At 58.0% G+C, this 18,930-nt stretch carries 18 protein-coding genes, 1 tRNA gene, 1 other RNA gene and 1 pseudogene; 4 read left to right on the forward strand and 17 right to left on the reverse strand.

The features are described 5' to 3' along the window. The 4 genes and pseudogenes from H5U36_03125 to radC all read left to right on the forward strand — a co-directional run. Positions 1–1,359, forward strand: a 1,359-nt coding sequence (locus tag H5U36_03125; protein MBC7217165.1) for a hypothetical protein, incomplete at its 5' end; no start/stop codon positions are given. Positions 1,360–1,499: 140 nt separating this feature from the next. Beyond that, complete coding sequence (locus H5U36_03130) at positions 1,500–2,303, forward strand: type IV toxin-antitoxin system AbiEi family antitoxin domain-containing protein (protein ID MBC7217166.1); 804 nt, start codon at positions 1,500–1,502, stop codon at positions 2,301–2,303. Further along, a pseudogene (locus tag H5U36_03135) lies at positions 2,246–3,044 on the forward strand (nucleotidyl transferase AbiEii/AbiGii toxin family protein). Before H5U36_03130 ends, H5U36_03135 begins: the two are co-directional and overlap by 58 nt. Before the next feature lie 38 nt (positions 3,045–3,082). Beyond that, positions 3,083–3,748: a DNA repair protein RadC gene (radC, locus tag H5U36_03140; protein ID MBC7217167.1), complete on the forward strand. Its 666-nt coding sequence runs from the start codon at positions 3,083–3,085 to the stop codon at positions 3,746–3,748. Between the two features lie 251 nt (positions 3,749–3,999). Here radC and H5U36_03145 read toward each other — a convergent pair whose 3' ends face one another. The 17 genes from H5U36_03145 to H5U36_03225 all read right to left on the reverse strand — a co-directional run bounded on the left by H5U36_03145 (position 4,000) and on the right by H5U36_03225 (position 18,891). Then, positions 4,000–4,923, reverse strand: a complete 924-nt coding sequence (locus tag H5U36_03145) for a pyruvate ferredoxin oxidoreductase (GenBank protein MBC7217168.1) — start codon at positions 4,921–4,923, stop codon at positions 4,000–4,002. A 15-nt stretch (positions 4,924–4,938) separates the two neighbouring features. Beyond that, on the reverse strand, positions 4,939–6,072 hold the full coding sequence (gene porA / locus H5U36_03150) for a pyruvate ferredoxin oxidoreductase (protein ID MBC7217169.1): 1,134 nt from the start codon (positions 6,070–6,072) through the stop codon (positions 4,939–4,941). Positions 6,073–6,153: 81 nt separating this feature from the next. Continuing rightward, on the reverse strand, positions 6,154–6,441 hold the full coding sequence (locus H5U36_03155; protein MBC7217170.1) for a 4Fe-4S dicluster domain-containing protein: 288 nt from the start codon (positions 6,439–6,441) through the stop codon (positions 6,154–6,156). After that, a complete protein-coding gene (locus tag H5U36_03160; GenBank protein ID MBC7217171.1) occupies positions 6,438–7,010 on the reverse strand; it encodes a 2-oxoacid:acceptor oxidoreductase family protein in 573 nt (190 codons plus the stop codon). Before H5U36_03160 ends, H5U36_03155 begins: the two co-directional genes overlap by 4 nt. A 2-nt stretch (positions 7,011–7,012) precedes the next feature. After that, the gene (gene recR / locus H5U36_03165; protein MBC7217172.1) at positions 7,013–7,639 is read right to left on the reverse strand and encodes a recombination protein RecR; all 627 of its coding nucleotides are present in this window, start codon (positions 7,637–7,639) and stop codon (positions 7,013–7,015) included. A gap of 11 nt (positions 7,640–7,650) precedes the next feature. Then, positions 7,651–7,959, reverse strand: coding sequence for a YbaB/EbfC family nucleoid-associated protein (locus H5U36_03170; protein MBC7217173.1), 309 nt, complete (start codon positions 7,957–7,959; stop codon positions 7,651–7,653). Beyond that, a complete protein-coding gene (gene dnaX / locus H5U36_03175; GenBank protein MBC7217174.1) occupies positions 7,910–9,505 on the reverse strand; it encodes a DNA polymerase III subunit gamma/tau in 1,596 nt (531 codons plus the stop codon). The genes H5U36_03170 and dnaX overlap by 50 nt, the downstream gene beginning before the upstream one ends. Positions 9,506–9,541: 36 nt before the next feature. Then, positions 9,542–9,805, reverse strand: an RNA gene (gene ffs, locus H5U36_03180) — signal recognition particle sRNA large type. A 13-nt stretch (positions 9,806–9,818) separates the two neighbouring features. Then, a tRNA-Ser gene (locus tag H5U36_03185) sits at positions 9,819–9,913 on the reverse strand. A 338-nt stretch (positions 9,914–10,251) separates the two neighbouring features. Further along, on the reverse strand, positions 10,252–10,683 hold the full coding sequence (locus tag H5U36_03190) for a hypothetical protein (GenBank protein ID MBC7217175.1): 432 nt from the start codon (positions 10,681–10,683) through the stop codon (positions 10,252–10,254). A 402-nt stretch (positions 10,684–11,085) separates the two neighbouring features. Then, entirely contained in the window at positions 11,086–13,119 is a 2,034-nt protein-coding gene (locus H5U36_03195) for an iron hydrogenase small subunit (protein ID MBC7217176.1), read from the reverse strand. Further along, positions 13,116–15,017, reverse strand: coding sequence for an NADH-quinone oxidoreductase subunit NuoF (gene nuoF, locus H5U36_03200; protein MBC7217177.1), 1,902 nt, complete (start codon positions 15,015–15,017; stop codon positions 13,116–13,118). The genes H5U36_03195 and nuoF overlap by 4 nt, the downstream gene beginning before the upstream one ends. Then, positions 15,014–15,520, reverse strand: coding sequence for an NADH-quinone oxidoreductase subunit NuoE (gene nuoE, locus H5U36_03205; GenBank protein MBC7217178.1), 507 nt, complete (start codon positions 15,518–15,520; stop codon positions 15,014–15,016). Before nuoE ends, nuoF begins: the two co-directional genes overlap by 4 nt. A gap of 14 nt (positions 15,521–15,534) precedes the next feature. Continuing rightward, positions 15,535–16,689 (reverse strand): SpoIIE family protein phosphatase, encoded by a 1,155-nt coding sequence (locus H5U36_03210; GenBank protein MBC7217179.1) that lies wholly within the window; start codon positions 16,687–16,689, stop codon positions 15,535–15,537. Next, entirely contained in the window at positions 16,686–18,398 is a 1,713-nt protein-coding gene (locus H5U36_03215; protein ID MBC7217180.1) for a 4Fe-4S binding protein, read from the reverse strand. The genes H5U36_03210 and H5U36_03215 overlap by 4 nt, the downstream gene beginning before the upstream one ends. Then, positions 18,385–18,657, reverse strand: a complete 273-nt coding sequence (locus tag H5U36_03220; GenBank protein MBC7217181.1) for a (2Fe-2S) ferredoxin domain-containing protein — start codon at positions 18,655–18,657, stop codon at positions 18,385–18,387. The genes H5U36_03215 and H5U36_03220 overlap by 14 nt, the downstream gene beginning before the upstream one ends. Positions 18,658–18,735: 78 nt before the next feature. After that, a complete protein-coding gene (locus tag H5U36_03225; protein ID MBC7217182.1) occupies positions 18,736–18,891 on the reverse strand; it encodes a hypothetical protein in 156 nt (51 codons plus the stop codon). Positions 18,892–18,930: the final 39 nt, after the last annotated feature.

Raw genomic sequence — 18,930 nt, forward strand, 5'->3', positions numbered from 1 at the left:
GGCCTTAGGGAAGCCCTGGGGAAAGAAAAGACCTTCGATTGGGGACCAGTTCTGGACCTCTGCCAATGGGTGCTCTCACAACCACGAGAGATTGCTGGCCGGGAGATTCGAGGCATAGAGGCCGATCCCGACTGGGATTGGACGCGCAAAGCCATCGCGGATCTTCTCTCTGCGGGGTTAGAGAACCGTCCAGGCAGTATCCCTATCGGATTCCGAGAGAAAGTGTGGGCCATCTTGGAACCGCTGACAGAAGACCCCGATCCGACACCTGAGGACGAACAGCGTTACGGTGAACCCAACATGGATCCGGCCACTCTTGCCATCAACACCACTCGTGGTGTGGCCATGGAAGCAGCCATCCGCTATGCGCTCTGGGTACAGCGGCATCTGGAAAAAGGACCGGACTCGAAGGAAGGGCTTCAGAAAGGTTTCGAAAACATGCCCGAGGTTCGAGAAGTCCTCAATACACATTTGAATACCGCAAAGGACCCATCGTTAGCAATTCGTGCTGTCTACGGCTTCTGGTTCCCTTGGCTTGTGGTTTTGGATGAGCAATGGGCGCGTGAGCATGTCGGGTACATTTTCCCTCTTGATGAAAACCAAGAAGCCCACTTCGATGCAGCCTGGGATACCTACGTAAGTTTTTGCCTGCCTTCTGAGACTTCTAAGAGTGTTTTCAATCTCCTCCGAGAGCAGTACTACCATGCAGTGCAACGGGTTGGTACTCGCGAATACCATGCATCCTGGCCTGCTAACCCAGACGAGAAACTTGCAGAGCACCTCATGTTGCTCTACGGGTATGGGGCGCTCTCGCTTGAAGATTCTTTGCTTGCCGATTTCTGGAAGAAAGCGTCTGATGCCCTCAGGGGATACGCAATATCCTTTATTGGGCGTATAGTACGAACCTGCAGGGAGGTTCCTCAGGAAGTCCTTGATCGACTCAAAAGGCTCTGGGAAACCCGCTTAGAAGTGGCCAAACAGTCTCAGTCACCTGCTGAGTTTGCAAAAGAACTGGCTGCCTTTGGTTGGTGGTTCACTTCGGATAAGTTCGATGTAAGCTGGGCTCTTGAGAACCTCTTGGAATCGCTCCGCCTTGTCCGTAAAACTGAGCCTACGAGTACCGTGCTGGAACATCTTGGAAAGACGGCGCAACAATATCCGCTCCAATCCGTGAGGTGTCTGAAAATGATTGCAGAAGGAGACCAGGATGGGTGGGAACTCCATCTCAGCATGGACCATATTCAGAGTATCCTCGAAAGAGCTTTACGGGATCCTAACTCGAGGAAGGAAGCAGAAGCGACTATCAATTACCTCATTAGCCGAGGCTTTCTCAAGCTCAAAGAACTGCTAAAGAGGTAAACGCTGTGTGCAAACAAGCGGTGAACAGAGCTCCTGAGAAGTTGTGGAAGACTGCGCATGGGTAGGCTTGAATTTTCTGCGTGAAGGGGCTAATTTTCTTAGCCTTACGTTGTATAATTGTCAAGTAAGGGTTGAACAAGATGATAGAGGAGTTCCTTGCCCGGCATCCGGTGTTTACCACAGACGAGCTCGGGGCATTCCTTGCGCAACACGGTTCGTTCAGCAAATGGACCCGCAAAGCCCTCCTTGCTTACCATCAGAAGAACGGACGAATAGTGCGCGCTCGCCGCGGTTTGTACGTTGTGGTACCCCATGGCGCAGACCCAGGCGCATGCCCGGTGGACCCCTACCTCCTGGGAGCCAAAATGGCAGAGGACGCAGTGCTCGGCTACCATACCGCCCTTGAGTTCTACGGCAAGGCATACTCGGTCGGTTCTCTCATTCTTTACCTCAGCTTGCGACGTTCCGCCCCCCTGACGTTTCGCGGTTATACGTTCCGGCGAGTTCCCTTTCCTGAAGCACTTCGCCGCAAGGGCAAGGAGTTTTTCGCTGTGGAAACCTACGAGCGAGCTGGGCTTTTTGTTCGGGTAACCAGTCTTGAGCGGACGCTGGTCGATGTCCTGGATCGCCCCGATCTGGGAGGCGGATGGGAGGAGATATGGCGTTCACTGGAGACGGTGGAGTTCTTCGATCTGGATGTGGTTCTTGAGTATACACTGCTTTTGGAAAACGCAACCACCGCCGCCAAGGTGGGCTTTTTCCTTGAGCAACACAGGGAGAGGTTCATGGTCGAGGAGCGCCATCTTGCCCCTCTGCGAGCTCGTCGGCCCAAAAGTCCCCACTACCTCGTGCGCACACCCAGGAAATCGGGACGGCTCGTTTCGGAATGGAATCTGGTAGTTCCTCAAGAAATCCTGGAACGACGCTGGGAGGAAGTCCTGTGAGGATCTCCAGAGAGAGCGCCCTTTCCGTGGCAGAAGCCACCGGCTTCCGTCCGGAAATACTGGAAAAGGCCATGCTCTTGCTGCAACTTCTCAAGGCCCTGTTCCACCACCCCTTCCTTAAAGGCCGCCTGGTTTTAAAGGATGGAACCGCCGTGAATCTTTTCCTTGCCGATCTCCCAAGGCTCTCCATCGATCTCGATCTCAACTATGTGGGGAGTCCTGAACTCCAGAGCATGCAAGAGGAGCGCCCAAAGGTGGAGGAAGCCATTCGCGCCGTGTGCAAACGCGAGGGATTCGCAATCGGGCGGATCACGGCCGAAGAAGAGCACGCAGGCGGCAAGTGGTTGCTCCGCTATGAAAGTACGTTTGGCACAGGTGGGAACTGTTGTTTACGGTGCCATGAGCCGGCGTGATTGGCGCAATGTAACCGTCCAGGACGTGGACTTTCACGAAAGGGAACTCAGGTCTCAGCTCTTACCACTTCTGCACAGAGGCTTTTTGGAAACCGCAGGAGATGTTCGTACGTGGGTAGCCCAGATCGTTGAGGAATGCCGGGAGAAAATTGGCTTGCTGCTTGATTTTACCGATGCAGAGCGAGAATTTCTGAACCTACTGCTCGATCACGGTGAGATCAGGTCCTCGCTTTTAACACAAGATGAGGGGCTGGCCCAACGGATCAAGCAGCATCCCTTGCTGCAGTGGAAAGCGCTGAACGTTCGCCGGTACAGGGGGGTAAGATAATGGAGGGGAAAGGTGTCCCCGATGGGGGCCAGCGTCGGATGCGTACCAGGCGGATTAAGGATTTGCCGGATTTTGCAAGACCCCGAGAGAAGCTCCTGAAGATGGGGCCGGAGGCTCTCTCCGATGCCGAGCTTTTGGCCATCCTCCTCCGCACCGGGGTTGCCGGAAAGAGCGCTCTGGAACTGGCCCGCCTGATTCTGGACAAGGCTGGGTCTAACCTCCCCCGCTTTTCGGTGGAGGATTTTCGCAAGGTCTCAGGGGTGGGCAAAGCCAAAGCGTGCCAGATTGTTGCGGCGTTTGAACTTGCCCGCCGCTTTTCCCAGCGGGAACGGCCGGTGATCCGTGAACCAAAGGACGTAATTCCCTACATTCAGCATATCGCCGACAAAAAGCAGGAATACTTCTTGTGCCTCACCCTGAACGGAGCCGGGGAAGTGATACAAACCCGGGTGGTGACAGTAGGACTTTTGGACTCCTCTCAGGTTCATCCCCGGGAAGTTTTTGCCGACGCCATTGCCGACCGCGCCGCCGGCATCATCGTGGCCCATAACCACCCTTCAGGGAAGCCCGAGCCCAGCCCCCAGGACCTTGCCGTTACCCGCCAACTTGCCGAGGCCGGGAAGCTTTTGGGGATCGAACTTCTGGATCACATCATCATTGCCCGCGATGGCTGGCTTTCCCTCAAAAAGGAGGGTTACTTTTAGAAAGCAGTGGTGCATCCTGTCCCTTGGTTTTTGTGTCCCACCTCTGAAACCAATTTCCATTGCCTAATTCCTGAATCCGGCCTTTTGTGCCTACCGATGAGGGACGAAAAAGCAGGAATTAGGAATTGGGGATTGGGGGTTGGCTACTAAGCCCCCACCCCATTGGCCATTGGCTAACTCCTAATCCCTTTAAAAAATCACCGCAGGGGCAGTCCTACCCCTGCGGTGTTTCAGGGATTGCCGTCGTTTTCTCAGGCTTCACCGCACTTTTTGAGGAGTCTCTCCCACTCCTCGTCCACGTACCGCTGGAAGGCCTCGACAACGTGGCGGTTCTCCGGGGCAAGGAGGTGGCGGAAGCGACCCTGGGCTTTGAGCCACTCTTCAACGGGTTTTTTCTCCTTTGGCTTGTACGTGAGCCGGTAGACGCCGTTCTCCACCTCATAGAGAGGCCAGATGCAGCAGTCCACAGCAAGCTGCATGATTTTCAGGGTGTCCGCAGGATCGTGGCGCCAGCCGCGGTTGCAGGAGGCAAGGACGTTGATGAAGGACGGCCCGTTGGTGTGGAAGGCTTTCTCTGCCTTGTTCACGAGATCCCGCCAGTTCGAGGCCACCGACTGGGCAACGTAGGGGATGCCGTGGGCGGCAACGATTTCGGTAAGGTTCTTCCGCCACTGGGTTTTCCCGGGGAGAACCCTTCCCACAGGACTCGTGGTCGTCCAGGCTCCAAGGGGTGTGGCGCTCGAGCGCTGGATACCGGTGTTCATGTAGGCTTCGTTGTTGTAGCACACGTAGAGGAATCGGTGGCCCCGCTCGAGGGCCCCAGAAAGCGCCTGAAGGCCGATATCGTAGGTTCCTCCATCTCCCCCAAAGGCCACGAAGTAGATTTCCTCGTCGATTTCGCCTCGTTTGCGCTTTGCCCGGTACATGCTCTCGACACCGGCGATGGTGGCTGCGGCGTTCTCGAAGGCGCTGTGGATCCAGGGAATGTTCCAGGCTGTGTACGGGAAAATGGTGGTTGAAACCTCGAGGCATCCGGTGGCGTTGGCCACCACCACGGGTTTGTCCGCTGCCGCAAGGATGAGGCGCACCGCAATGGGTGCCCCGCATCCGGCGCAGAGCCTGTGCCCCGGGGTGAGACGCTCGGGTCTTTTGGCAAGCTCTTTCAGAGTCGGCATCGTCGTGTCCCTCCCTTACTCTCTCAGGCCGAGATAGTCGATGTGCTTGTCCACCCGTCCTGCGCGAACGACGTCCTCAATACGGGCGAAGGCCTTCTCGATGTCCTCGACGTAGATGTCCCGCCCGCCGAGGCCGTAGTAGAAGTCGATGACGAGGGGCCGTGGGGAGACATCGTAGAGCGCCGAGCGAACCTCGGTGAAGACCGGTCCTCCGAAACCTCCAAAGGTAACGGAGCGATCCAGAACCGCAACCCCTTTAAGAGGGGCAAGGGCGCGGATAACCTCTTCTTTGGGGAAGGGCCGGAAGCAGCGAATCTTGAGGAGCCCGACTTTCTTCCCTCGATCCCGGAGGCGGTCCACCGCTTCTTTGGCCGTCCCACAGGTTGAGCCCAAAGCCACCACTGCGTACTCCGCGTCCTCTAAGCGGTACTTCTCAAGGAGGCCGTAGAATCTCCCGGAGAGCTTCCCGAACTCCCGGCCCACTTCCTCAATCACCGGGAGGCAGTTGTCGATGGCCTCAATCTGAGAGCGCTTGTGCTCGAAGTAGTAGTCGAAGAGATCCAGGGGCCCATAGGTTACGGGATGCTTCAGGTCCAAAAGAGGATAGAGCGCCTTGTAGGGACCGACGAAAGCTTTCACCTCGTCATCCCCGAGGAGCTCCACCCGCTCGACGGCGTGGCTGATGATGAACCCGTCCTGCGTCACCATAACCGGGAGCCGGACCCGCATGTCCTCGGCAATGCGCACCGCCTGAATCATGTTGTCGTAGACTTCCTGGGCGTTCTCGGAGAAGAGCTGGATCCACCCTGCGTCCCGGGCTCCCATGGTGTCGGAGTGGTCGCAGTGGATGTTGATGTTCCCGGAGAGCGCCCGGTTCACCACCATCATGACGATGGGCAGGCGCATGCTTGAAGCAATGTAGAGCATCTCCCACATGAGGGCAAGGCCCTGGGAGGAGGTGGCCGTCATAACCCGCCCACCGGCGGCGGCCGCACCAATGCAGGCGCTCAGGGCGCTGTGCTCGCTCTCTACAGTCACGAACTCCGTGTCCACAAGGCCTTCGCTCACGAACTCCGCAAACCGCTCCACGCAATCCGTCTGTGGGGTAATGGGGTAGGCCGCAACGACATGGGGAACAATCTGGCGCATGGCGTGCGCCGCTGCGGCATTCCCGTTGAGACCCACGACTTTACGTTCCTGTGTGACTTTCACGGGACCTCCCTCGCTTTCCTATCGCTCTGGAACCATGGTTATGGCCTGCTTGGGACAGACGCTCGCACAGATGCCACAGCCTTTGCAGTGGTCGTAGTCAAAACCCTCCATGGTTCCCTTGTCGGCATCGACAACTACGGACCCATCTGGACAGTACGCCCAGCAGAAGAAGCAGTTGATGCACTTGGCCTTGTCGACCTCCGGTCGCTCCGTCCTCCAGTCACCGGTTTTGTACGTGCGGGCGTTTCCTGCCTCAAGAATAAGTCCACCGGGGGTGAGTTCCTTCCAGCTCTTGAGCTTACTCATCCTATCTGCGCCTCCTCATACGCCCTCTGCAAGCACAAGAGGTTCTTCTCCACTATTTCCGCCCGGAGCTTCTCGCCGAACTGGGCTTTTACCGCCTCAAGGACGCTCTCAAGGCGTACCTGAGGGAGCACCCGGCAGAGAGCCCCAAGAACCGGGGTGTTCACCACAACCCTTCCCAGAATCTCCCGGGAAATCGAAGACGCATCGACCACGACCGCGGTTCCTCCTGAGAAGCCGATGCGGTTCCGGAGCTCCTGAGGGGTACCGGGGAAATTGGCCACCACCGTGCCGTTCTCCACAAGGCCCTCGAGCACATCCACCGCCCCAAGAAGCGTGGGGTCCACCACCACGACGATATCCGGATTCGTCACTCCCGAGTGGATACGAAGGGGCTTATCGCTCACCCGGTTGTACGCCTTCACCGGAGCACCCATCCGCTCTGGGCCGTACTCAGGGAATGCCTGAAAGTACTTCCCTTCCCGAAGCAGGGCATCGGCAAGAATTCGGGAGGCCGTGACTACTCCCTGGCCTCCTCGGCCGTGCCATCGAATTTCCAAGGGCTTTTCCAAGGTTAGAGAGCCTCCTTTCCTGGACCAAAACGAATTTCCCTTCTCCCTTCAAGGGCCTGGGCAAGAGTCACCTCGTCGGCGAACTCGAGATCTCCTCCCGAGGGCAATCCCCGGGCAATGAGGGTGACTTTCACGGGGAAAGTGCTGAGTTTCTGGGCGAGGTAGAGAGCCGTCGCTTCCCCGTCCACAGATGGATTCAGAGCCAGAATCACCTCCTTCACCGCTTCCTCCTGAATTCTTTCAAAGAGCTCGGGAATGCGGATGTCCTGAGGACCAATTCCCGAAAGAGGCGACAGCACCCCCTGGAGCACATGGTACCGCCCCCGGAAACCGGCCCGCTCTAAAGCAAAGATATCCTGGGGTCGTTCCACCACGCAGAGGGTGTGGGTTTCACGGGAGGGGTCCTGGCAGATGCGGCAGAGCTCTTCTTCGCTGAAGAAGCCGCACTTTTTGCAGAAGCGGATTCTCCGCCGCATGTCCTCAAGAGCCCGCAGGAGCTCCTCGAGCTCACCAGAGGGGGATTTCACAAGGTAGAAAGCAAGCCTTTGCGCAGTTTTGGGACCGATACCGGGGAGTTTTGAAAGGGCACGAATAACCCGGTCCAGTGACTCAGGATACGCCTCCTGCACTCCTTCCACCTTCAAAGACCTGGGATGTTGAAGCCCCCAGTGATTTTCGCCAGTTCCTCCTGGGCAAGCTCCCGGGACCTGTGGAGCGCCTCGTTCACGGCAACGAGAATGAGATCCTGGAGCATCTCGATATCTTTCTCCTCAAGGAGCTCAGGGTCGATGTGGATGCTCAGAATCTCCTGCTGGCCGTTGCAGGAAACCCGCACCATGCCGCCACCGCTTGTGGCCTCCACGACTTTCTGCCGGAGCTCCTCCTGCACCTTTGCCAGCTTAGCCTGCATCTTCTGGGCTTCTCTCATCAGATTTTTCCAGTTCTGCATCTTCCCACCTGCCCTTGGGTTGCTCGGGTTGCTCGATGGGAACGTAGTGCACTACGGTCCCTTCAAAGAGGTTGAGAATTTCCGGGAGCGCCGTGCTCCGCTCGGCAACCTGCGAGCGGGTCGGCTTCTCGTTCTTTTCAGGAACCGGAGGGGCCACCGCCGCCTGCGCGGCCCCGTCCTTTAAAACACACTCAATGCGACATCGCTTTCCCCGCACCCGGAGAATTGCCTTCTCAAGAATCTCGAGGTTCTCCCGCCGCTCGACGCTCTCCTTGTGGAACCGGCAGTCCGGTCCAAAGGCCACCACAAGACGAGAGGGCTCCTCAAAGCGAACCTCTGCAAGCTGCAGGAAAGCGTACAGGGATATCTTCGAGCGCTTGATTTCCCTGAGAACCTCCTGCCAGAAATCCACCTCCGGCTGCGGCGGGGGTGGAACCGGCACGCTCTCCTTTTTCTGCCCCAAGTACTCTATTATATCGAGAAGGGCAACTTCAAGCAAAACGCGACTGTATGGGAGACGCCGCAGGTCCCCCTCAAGGACCCGCAGGCGCTCAAGGACCTGCCGCAGGGTGGAAGGCGTAAGGCCACAGGCAAGGTCCCGGAGAACACTCCAGCGGGATTTCGGAATGCCAAAAAGGGGATTGTACTCGCCCACTGAGAGGACCACAAGGAGGTCCCGGAAGTACGCGGCTAGGCTCCCCGAGATGTCCTCAGGACCAAGGCCCCGGGAGAGCCACTCCTCAAGGGTAATAAGGGTTTTCTCAAGGTTTCCCTCACGGAGGGTGGTAAAAAAGGCATCAAGGTCCCGGGGTTCTATGTCCCGCAAAACCTTTGCCGCCATGGAGAGGGAAATCTCCCGTTCCCCGAGGGCAAAAAGCTGCTCCAAGAGGCTCTCTGCATCCCGGAGGGAACCCCCAGCCTTGCGGGCCACAAGGTGGAGAACCTCTTCCGCAACTGCAAACCCCTCAAGGGAGGAAATCTTTTGAAGCTGGGCCACAATGGCCTCGTGAGGGATGGGGTTGAAGATGAGCTTGACGCACCGGGAGAGAACCGTCTCAGGGAGGCGCCTCGGGTCGGTGGTGGCAAGGATGAAGACCACATGCTCCGGGGGTTCTTCAAGCGTCTTGAGGAGGGCGTTGAAGGCTTCCTGGGTGAGCATGTGGACCTCGTCGATGATGTACACCTTGAAGCGGGACTCAAAGGGCGCGTACTTCACGTTTTCCCGAAGCTCCCGTATCTCGTCAATCCCCCGGTGGGACGCCGCATCGATTTCAATCACATCAAGAGACCTTCCTTTCTGGATGGCCACACAGGACGGGCAAGTCCCGCAGGGCTCAGGCGTTACGCCCTTCTCGCAGTTCAGCGCCTGCGCGAGCACCCGGGCGGTTGTGGTCTTCCCCACTCCCCGGGGACCACAGAAGAGGTAAGCATGGGAGACGCGCTGGGTGCGGAGCGCATTCACAAGGACCCGAACGACGACATCCTGGCCGACGATGTCCTCAAAACGCCAGGGCCTCCACTTTCGGTAGAGCGCAAGGTACGACAAGGGAACACCCCTACGAGACCACAAAATTGCCTCTAATCGTGCACCGTCACTCGATCGCTCCCTCCCAGCTGTACCGGGGCTGGTAGCTCCGACCAGGCACCCCTGCGGCACCCGAAGAGCCTCGCGTACCGTTGCTCCCTTCCGGGCCTGGCGGGGTTGGCGAGGATTCGTCGCGCAGGACCCAGCCCTCAACACTCCGCTTCCCCAGCCAGCGCTGAAAGGAAGGACCTCATGCCGGAATTCGACCCTGCTATAGCGGATTGCAGGTACAGGGCACCGCTAACTCCCCGTCTAGCACGATTAGAGGCAAATCTGGCGGAGAGGGTGGGATTCGAACCCACGAGGCAGGTTCTATCCCTGCCTACCCGCTCTCCAGGCGGGCGCCTTCGTCCACTCAGCCACCTCTCCTTCTGTTTTTCTCAAGTACATTATAGAGAGACCGGACGGTTTTTACAAGTTCTGTTTCATTTAGCCAAAAGTCAAGACTCTGCAGACGTCCTTTCTGTCTTTCCTCTTTTTCCGCAACATGGTCGAGGACGGCATCCTCGAAAGACCCAAAACCAGGTTGCCAGAATCCCTCACGAGAAGGGCCTGGAGCTTAAAACCCAATAAAACCATGGACAAACCAGATGTACTCGAAAAGGACGCTTACCCCGATACCTTCGGAGAAGCCCAGGAGGTTTCGGAACTTGCAGCAAGAGGAACGCTTATCAAAGGAGGGCCGGAGAAGCCCGGCCCCTGAGTCTTCAGTAAATCAGCCACTCTCCACTGTGTTTCTCCAACTGGAACGAGCCCCCTGAAAGGGAGAAACAGGAGGGTCCTGTTTGCCCCGGGCAGGTGGCGCAGAGCTCCAACGAGCTTACGGTTGCTTCAGCACGGTTTCCGTTTATCTCAACATCACCCAGCGTAGCATCCACGGTGATTTCACAAGCAGCAAGCTGTGTTGTAACTTCAAGGAACTCTTCGTATAGAGAGTTGAGCTCTGTCTCGGTTGGACCGCCGGGCACAAGGTAAGATCTTGCTTCCTCGAGCCTGGAGGAGAAAAGAGCTCTGAAGAAACCTTCTATGGTGGCCTCTATTTTCTCTCGGTCGCTCACCGTGGTGGTTCCGCTGCAGCCGCAGAGAAGGACAAGCCCACACAGAGCAAGAAGAATAAAAATAACTTTTCCCCGCTTCATTTTCCATCCTCCTTAGGGACTTTTTTCAAGATACCACCAGACACACCTTATGCTGCAGTTAGCGTATTCCTCCGTCTTCAGAGCGAGGCCTGGTTTCCGAGGTCTTTCCAGAAGGATTGAGAATCGCGGTGCTCTCTACTTTCACCCCCTTTCCCTGATTTTAAAGTGAGAGGAGGAAAAAATCAAACTTGTGTTTCGGTTCACATCATGTGGGACACTTCACAATTCCAGGTCCTTCAAGCACCCCCGGGAGTTCCGGGGGAAAGTGCACCAGGCAATGCCATATCCTCAGGGCTCTCTCGCAGAATCCAAAATTTTGGGGCACAACTCCCTCTCTGGGAGGGTGGAGGCCAAAGGAATAGAGGTGCAGGGACCCCCTTGATACAGGTCCCTGCGCTTTTCTCACCCCACCCGCTCAAGCTCGGGGAGAATGATTCGCTCGAAAATTTCCCTGAGGTTCTCCTCGCTCACCCCAGAAACAATTTCCTCGTTCACCCGGATGTTCGGTCCCTTGGTGCAGCGCTCGAGGCAAAAGGTGGCTCCGATACTCAAGCGGTCCTCAACGCCGTAGTCCTTTGCCAGCTTGAGGAGCTTCTGGAGGATGTTGTACGAGCCTTTGAGGTAGCAGCTTGTCCCGACGCAGACGGCAACATCCACTTTTCGGGCGCTCTTTGCCTCCTGGATGCGGATGACTTCGTCAGAAATGCGCCGCCTTGAGTAGTAGTGGGTGTGGAGGTACCGCTCGGCGATTTCGCTCCCTGGGTGCTTGAGCCACCGCTCGTAGATGAGCTTCACCGCCGGGTTGTCCTGGGCTTTCCGCACCGGGCTCAGGCGATCGGCGTTGTAGAGTCCTTCGGCGCGCTTTTTGAGGACCATCTGGTAGTCGGGATACCCGAAGGGCATGCCCCCACCGCCGATGCACCCTCCCGGGCAGTTCATGACTTCGATGAAGTCGTAGGAGCGCTTCCCCTCCCGGACCTCCTGAATGAGCCTCTGGGCGTGGGCAAGACCGTGGACAATGGCCACCCGCACCAAGCGCCCGTCAAAGTCCACCTCCGCCTCCCGGACGCTCTCAAAGCCCCGAACGGTCTTGAACTCCACCTCCTTGAGCTCTTTTCCGGTGAGGCGCTCGTAGGCGTAGCGGAGAACGGCTTCCGTCACCCCTCCGGTGACGCCAAAGATAACCCCTGCACCGCTTCCGGCGCTCAAGGGAACGTCAAAGGGAAGGGGGTCGAGTTCCTTAAAGTCTATGTTTGCCATTTTAATCATCTTGATGGTCTCCTGAGCCGAGAGGACGATGTCGACATCGGGTATTCCATCGTGGACGTACTCAGGACGGCGGGCTTCGAACTTCTTCGCCACACAGGGCATGATGGAAACAGAAACCAGGCGCTCATTGGGAACGTTCTCCATCTTCGAGACGAAGTTCCGAATGACGGAGCCGAAGACCTGCTGCGGCGAGCGGACCGAAGAGAGGTGCTCGAGGTAGAAGGGGTAGTTCCGCTCGGCAAAGACCACCCAGGAAGGGCAGCAGGAGGTGAATTGAGGCAGACGGGAATTGTTCTGGAGCCTCCGGAAGAACTCCTCCGCCTCCTCAACGACGACAAGATCAGCGCTAAAAGAGGTATCGTACACCCGGTCGAAGCCGATTTTCTTCAGGGCGGCGACGATTTTGCCGGTTGTGATTTCTCCGGGAGGAAGGCCAAAGGCCTCACCGATGGCCACCCGCACCGCCGGGGCAATCTGGGCAACGACGAACTTTTCGGGATCAAGGACTGCTCTCCACGCCGCATCAAGCTCTGATTTCACCACCAAAGCGGCGGTTGGGCAGCGGATGGCGCACTGCCCGCAATAGACGCACTCAACTTCCGAGAGCTTCTTCCCAAAAGCCGGCTCCACCTGGGCTTTTGCCCCCCGGTGCGTGAAGTCGTAGATGCCGATGCCTTCAATTTCGCGGCAGGCCCGAACGCAGTCCCCGCAGAGGATGCAGCGGTTTGGGTCCCGCACAAGAGAAAAGGTGGAATCGTCCTTGGGGAGTTTCTCGGTCCGCTCCCCAAAGCGCACCCGTGTAATCCCCATGCGGGAGGCCATTTCCTGGAGACGGCAGTTCAGGTTCCGCTCGCAGACCGTGCAGTCCCGCTCGTGATTGGCAAGGTAGAATTCCACAATCATCTTCCGAGCCTCAAGGACCCGGGCGGTGTTCGTGCGGATAACCATCCCGGGCTCAGGAGGCGTGGAACAGGCGGGCATGAGCCCTCTTCCCTCGACCTCCACGAGGCACATTCGGCAAGCTCCGTACACGCTGAGGTCTGAATGGTAGCAGAAGGTGGGGATGTCGATATTTGCCTTCCGGGCCACCTCAAGGATATTCCGCTCCCCCTCAAGGGGGATTTCCTGGTTGTCGACGATGATGATCTTCTTCCCTACTTCGCTCATTGGTCCTTCCTCCTCCACCGAATGACAATGGCGTCAAAGGGACAAGCCTCAAAGCACGAGCCGCACTTTATGCACTTTGTCTGGTCGATGACGTACGGGACTTTCGGGCGGCCGGAGATGCAGGCCACCGGGCACACCCGGGCGCACTTCCCGCAGGTGCGGCACTTCTCGGGATCAATCCAGAACTCCCGCATCGCCTGGCACACATGGGCGGGACAGACCTTGTGGACCACATGATCGAGGTACTCATCCCGGAAGTACCGCAAAGTGGTGAGGACCGGGTTCGGCGCCGTCTTCCCAAGACCACAGAGTGATGCGTCCTTAACGACCAAAGCCGCTTCCTCAAGGAGCAAGAGATCTTCAAGAGTTGCCCGGCCGTCCACAATCTTCTGGAGGATGTTCAGCATGTGCTTTGTCCCTTCCCGGCAGGGGACGCACTTCCCGCAGGACTCGCTCTGGGTGAAGCTCATGAAAAACCGGGCCACCTCCACGATGCAGGTGTCCTCATCGAGGACCACAAGTCCCCCAGACCCCATGATGGCACCCGCCCCGCAGAGGGAGTCGTAGTCCACCGGGAGATCAAGATACGCCTCGGAGAGACACCCTCCGGAAGGGCCGCCAATCTGGACGGCCTTGAAGCGCTTGTTGCCCTGGATACCTCCACCGACATCGAAGATGAGCTCCCGCAGGGTGATGCCCATGGGGACCTCGACAAGGCCAGTGTTCTTCACCTTCCCCGTGAGGGCAAAGGTCTTTGTGCCGGGGCTTGTAGCTGTTCCGAAGGAGCGGAACCAGGACGCCCCGTTCAGGATAATCTGGGGGACGTTCGCTAAGGTCTCGACGTTGTTGATGACGGTGGGTTTCCCCCAGAGGCCCTTCTGCGCCGGGTAAGGAGGCCGGGGATTGGGCATGCCCCGCTTCCCCTCGATGGAGGCAATGAGCGCCGTCTCCTCACCGCACACGAAGGCCCCTGCTCCCTCTTTGATTCGAATATCGAAGGAGAAGTCAGTACCGAGGATATTTTTGCCAAGAAGACCAGCCTCATATGCATCCTGGATGGCCTTTCGGAGCCGTCTCACCGCGAGAGGATACTCAGCCCGGACGTAGATGTAGCCCTCGTCTGCCCCTATGGCGTACCCGGCAATGGCTAAACCCTCGATGACGGCGTGCGGGTCCCCCTCCATGAGGCAGCGGTTCATGAAGGCTCCGGGGTCTCCCTCATCACCGTTGCAGATGACGTACTTCTTGTCCGAGCGCACCATGCGGGCGAACTGCCACTTCCGGCCCGTCGGAAAGCCTCCACCCCCGCGGCCCCGAAGGCCGGATTTCGTGATTTCCCCGATGACGTCCTCGGGAGTCATCTCTGTGAGGACTTTTGCCAGGGCCAGGTACCCATCGCGCGCTAAGTACTCGTCGAGGTTCTCGGGATTGATGCTCCCGCAGTTCCGCAGAACCAGGCGAATTTGCTTGCGGTAGAAGGGGTCGTCCTTCATGAGGGGCCAGTACTGCACTTTTCCGTTTGAGGTCTCCTGCTGCACGAGCCGGTACACGATGTTCCCCTTTTTCAGGGTCTCCTCGACGATTTCCTCAACGTCCTCCGGGGATACCCGGAGGTACTGAATGCCCCGGGGCTCGATGCGAACCCGGGGACCCGTCTCGCAAATCCCCATGCATCCTGTGGGGCACAGGGAGAAACCCTTCTCCTTCTCTTCCCTCTCGAGGGAGACGGGAACGGCAAGGCCTCTTGCGTTGAGCACCTCCACGAACCTCCGGTACACCGCTTCTGCCCCTTTGGCCAAACACCCCGTTCCCATGCACACAAGGACCCGTTGGGAGTCCTCTCTTGCCTTAAGTTGCGCGATGTACTCCTCAAGCTCCTTCCGGCTTGAGAATCTCATGACGCCTCACTCTCCTGCTCGAGCTTCTCAAGAATCTGGCGCACCTTTTCCTCATCCATGGGACCGTAGACCTGATCGTCCACCGCCATAACCGGGGCAAGGGCACAGGCCCCAATGCAGGCCACCGTCTCCACCGTGAAGAGGAGGTCCGGTGTCGTTTTCTCTCCCTCCCGAAGGCCCAGGTACTCCCGGATTGCCTTGAGGACTTTCTCAGAGCCCTTCACGTGGCAGGCGGTCCCATCGCAGACCCGGATGATGTGCTTCCCCTTGGGTTCCAAAGAGAACTGGGCGTAGAAGGTGGCCACTCCATAAACGTAGGCCGGGGAAACCCGAAGGGCCGTGGCCACGTAGGTGAGGATTTCCTCCGGAAGGTACCGGTACTCCTCCTGGATCTCCTGGAGAATGGCGATGAGGTTTGAGGGATCGTACCCGTGCTTTTCAAGAATGGCGTTGACTTTTTCAAAGCTCCGACCGAGCGTAAGGGCATTCTCGGACTTCTCCACCACTTCCACCTCCGCTAACAGTACTCAAGGTGCACGACTTTCTCGCGCTTTTTGAGCTCCTCGGCAATCTCCTCAAGAATCCTCGCCTTGAGGGAGAGCTCCCCCGAGAGCCTCGGGTTCTGGTGCGCCGGGTTTATGGCCCGCCCCCCGATGATGGTGACTTCATCGGCCTCAAAGAGAAGCGCAAGGAGCCTGCTTGCTCCGTCCTTCTCATACCGCACCTCGTTCTCCGTAACCCCCTGGCGGAGGCGCCGAAGAACCGAAGCAAGCGTGAGCACTCCTTCCGTCACAAGGTCCACTCCCTCAAGAATCCCCACCGGGGGAACATCTTCCCGGAGGGAGGCAAGGTCCACCCGGATTTCTCTCCCCAGAAAGCGGGCCAGGATGTTCCCCGTTGTCCCGCCGCAGACGACTTTTTTCCCGGGGAAGGAAAGGATACGCTCTGCAATCTCCGGGTCTTTTTCCGGATTCTCCGGTGGTCCGGCCCAGAGGATGAGGCGCCGGGGAAGGCGGATTTTCGCCACCACGCAGGTGGCATCATCCCCCGGTTTTCCCTGGTAGAGCTTCCGGGTGGTCTCGATGATGCGCAAAGCAAGTGTCTTAGCGTCCATGTGCTCGTTCACCGTGCTCTCAAGAAAGGAGGCAATCTTCTCCCACCGCCACCCCAGGTTCCAAAGTCCCCCAATCCCGGCATGGACCACCCCATCGGTAACGCCCACAATCCAGTCGTTCCGCTGGAGCCTCACATTTGCCTCAAGAACCACTCTTTTCCCGATTTCGCGCTTTCGACGCTCGAGGTACATGACTCTCCCGTTCCGAATCCAGAAAAGGGGAGGGTTGTCGAACTCGGCGATGTAGGTCTCCCCATCGGGAAATACCTGCACCACCGAAAAGGTGCTGTAGGCAATCTTCCGAACCCGGCAAACCGGCAGGGTCTCTGCAAGGGTTTCCACCACGTCGTCAAGGGAGGAATTCCTCCGGAGCATGGAAACGATGATTCGGGAAGTCAAAGTGGCGAGGATATTCGCCTTGACTCCGCTCCCCAGACCATCGGACCAGGCCAAAACGGTTGAATCTGCACCCTTTTCGTAGCACACGCTGTCCCCACAGAGCTCCTCGCCCCATTTGGCAACCTGGGCGTAGGCAATCTCCACGAAAAGATCCTTCATTCCTCCACAAGCTCCCCCCGGAGGATGCGCATGAGTTTGTTCAAGAGCACCTTGGTCTCGGCGGTGGTTTCCCCAAGGAGGCTTGCGATTTCCTGGGCAACCCGCATCTGGTTGGCGATAACCTGCTGGGCCTTCTCGATGGTCTTCTCCCGAATCGCCTCCATCATCGCCTCCTGTTCCCGTTCTTTCGTGAGGTCCACGAAAATCCCCATGAGGAGGTGCGATCGCTCAAGGAAAAAGACCGAAAGCCGCACACAGAGGTTGTGGTACTGGGGATAGACAACCTCATGCGTCACCGCTTTTCTCGTGCGGAGCACCTCCACAAAGGGTGAGGGATCGAGGAACTCATCGATGCGCTTCCCCACGACGAGCTTTCCCACAAGGCCAAGCATCCGTCGCAGGGCGGGGTTCATCTCCACAATCCTCAAATCCTCATCAACAAGAACGATGCCGTTTGGGGTAACCGTCATGAGGAAGCTCGAAAAGGACTCTGCCCGGGTCCGCATGAAGGGGATGCACATCTCTGCTTCGGCCATTCCCTGGTACACGGCCTCCGCCTTCTCGCGGCAGGTGTTGTACCCGCAGGCCCCACAGTTGAGCTCATCCTGAGGGGTGAATTTTCCGGTGAGGGCAAGAATCCGGCGCATCTCCTCTTCGGGAACCTCAGGTTTTGGAATCGGCGCAGGGGCAAAACTCCGGCGAAAATTCGGGGGGTCCATGCACACCGGGGCCTCTTCCTGAGCCCTGAGGGATTGCTCCGTGTACTCGAGGACCCGCTCCCGCCGCTCGTAGAGGGAAAGGGCGGAGGAGAGCACCGGACCGTCGATGCACCCTCCCTCACAGGACATCATTTCGATGATTCGGAGCTTCGTCTTTTCCGGAGAGAAGCTCTTCAAGAACTCCCGGCAGCGCTCAATCCCGGTGATGGTGATGATTTCCCGGGAGAGGAGCTCCGCCTCTAAAGAGGCGCTCTTTATGAGCCCTCCCTCAACGGGAAAGGCCCGGGCAAAGCGGACTCTTCCCGGGGAAAAGGAGTCCTCAGGAAGGGCCGAAAGATCAATCCGCGCCTCCTTGAACCACTCCCGGAGCTCCGCAAAGGTGAGGACCACATCCACATCCCCCCGGACCTCTTCCTCTTCCGCCTCGGCTTTCTTGGCGATGCAGGGACCGATGAAGACAACCGAAGACCCCGGGTACTCGCGCTTTAAGAGGCGTCCGTGGGCTACCATGGGGGAGACAACGGGAGCGATGTGCCCGGTGTACTCCGGGAAGTACCGGGTGATGAAGAAGTTCACCGCCGGGCAGGAACTCGTGATGAGCCCCGTGCGGCCCTCTGCAACAAGAAGCGCATGCTCCCGGGCCACCCACTCTGCCCCCTCTGCCGTTTCCCGGACGGCGGAAAAGCCGAGCATCTTAAGTCCCCGGATCACCTGCCCCGGGGTGGCCTCAGGGAAAGCGGCGACAAAGGAAGGCGCAAGGCTTGCGATGACGGTTCTTCCACTTGTGAGGAGTTCTTTCGCCCGCTCAAGGTCGGAGCGGACCTTCTTTGCCCCCTGAGGGCACACAAGGACGCAGCGTCCGTCCTTGATGCACCGCTCATCCACGACTTCCGCGTGGCCAAGGCTTATGCGGATGGCCTTCACCGGGCAGTGGCGGACGCACTTGTAGCAGTCCCGGCAGCTCGTTTGTATCGTGCTAATGACAGCCATGGGGATTCTCCCTGAGCCGAGAAAGCACCTTCTCCTCGAAAACCTTCCGGAAGTTCTCCGGAGAAACGCCGCTTAGAACCTCGCCGTCCACAACCACCGTCACGCCCTCTTCGGTGCACCGTCCAAGGCAGAACGTCCCCCGGAGCTCCACCTCCGACTTGAGGCCGAGTTCCTCAATGAGGCGCTCACACTGGCTGATGATTTCGTACGCCCCTTTGAGGTGGCATGAGCTTCCCACACAGACAGATATCGTGAGCATTTTCACGCTCCTTGCCAAACAAAGAGGAAGGGGGAGTTTCCTCCCCCTCCTTCATAGGACCCGTATTATACCACACCTTCAGATTTCAAGAACCCACACTTCAAGGAGAGACGGAAGATTTTTCGCCGTGACGGTGAAGGAGCTGCTCTTTAAGTACTTCACGCGCTCGAAATTCTTAAGGAAATGCTCCACGGGATTGAGGCTGAAGGACAAAAAGCGCGTCTTGTAGTGCATAGGGACCACGATGGAGGGAGAAATCTTGCCCACGAGTTC

It is taken from the genome of Candidatus Caldatribacterium sp. (assembly GCA_014359405.1).
GTDB classification, from domain to species: Bacteria; Atribacterota; Atribacteria; order Atribacterales; family Caldatribacteriaceae; genus Caldatribacterium; species Caldatribacterium oleiphilum.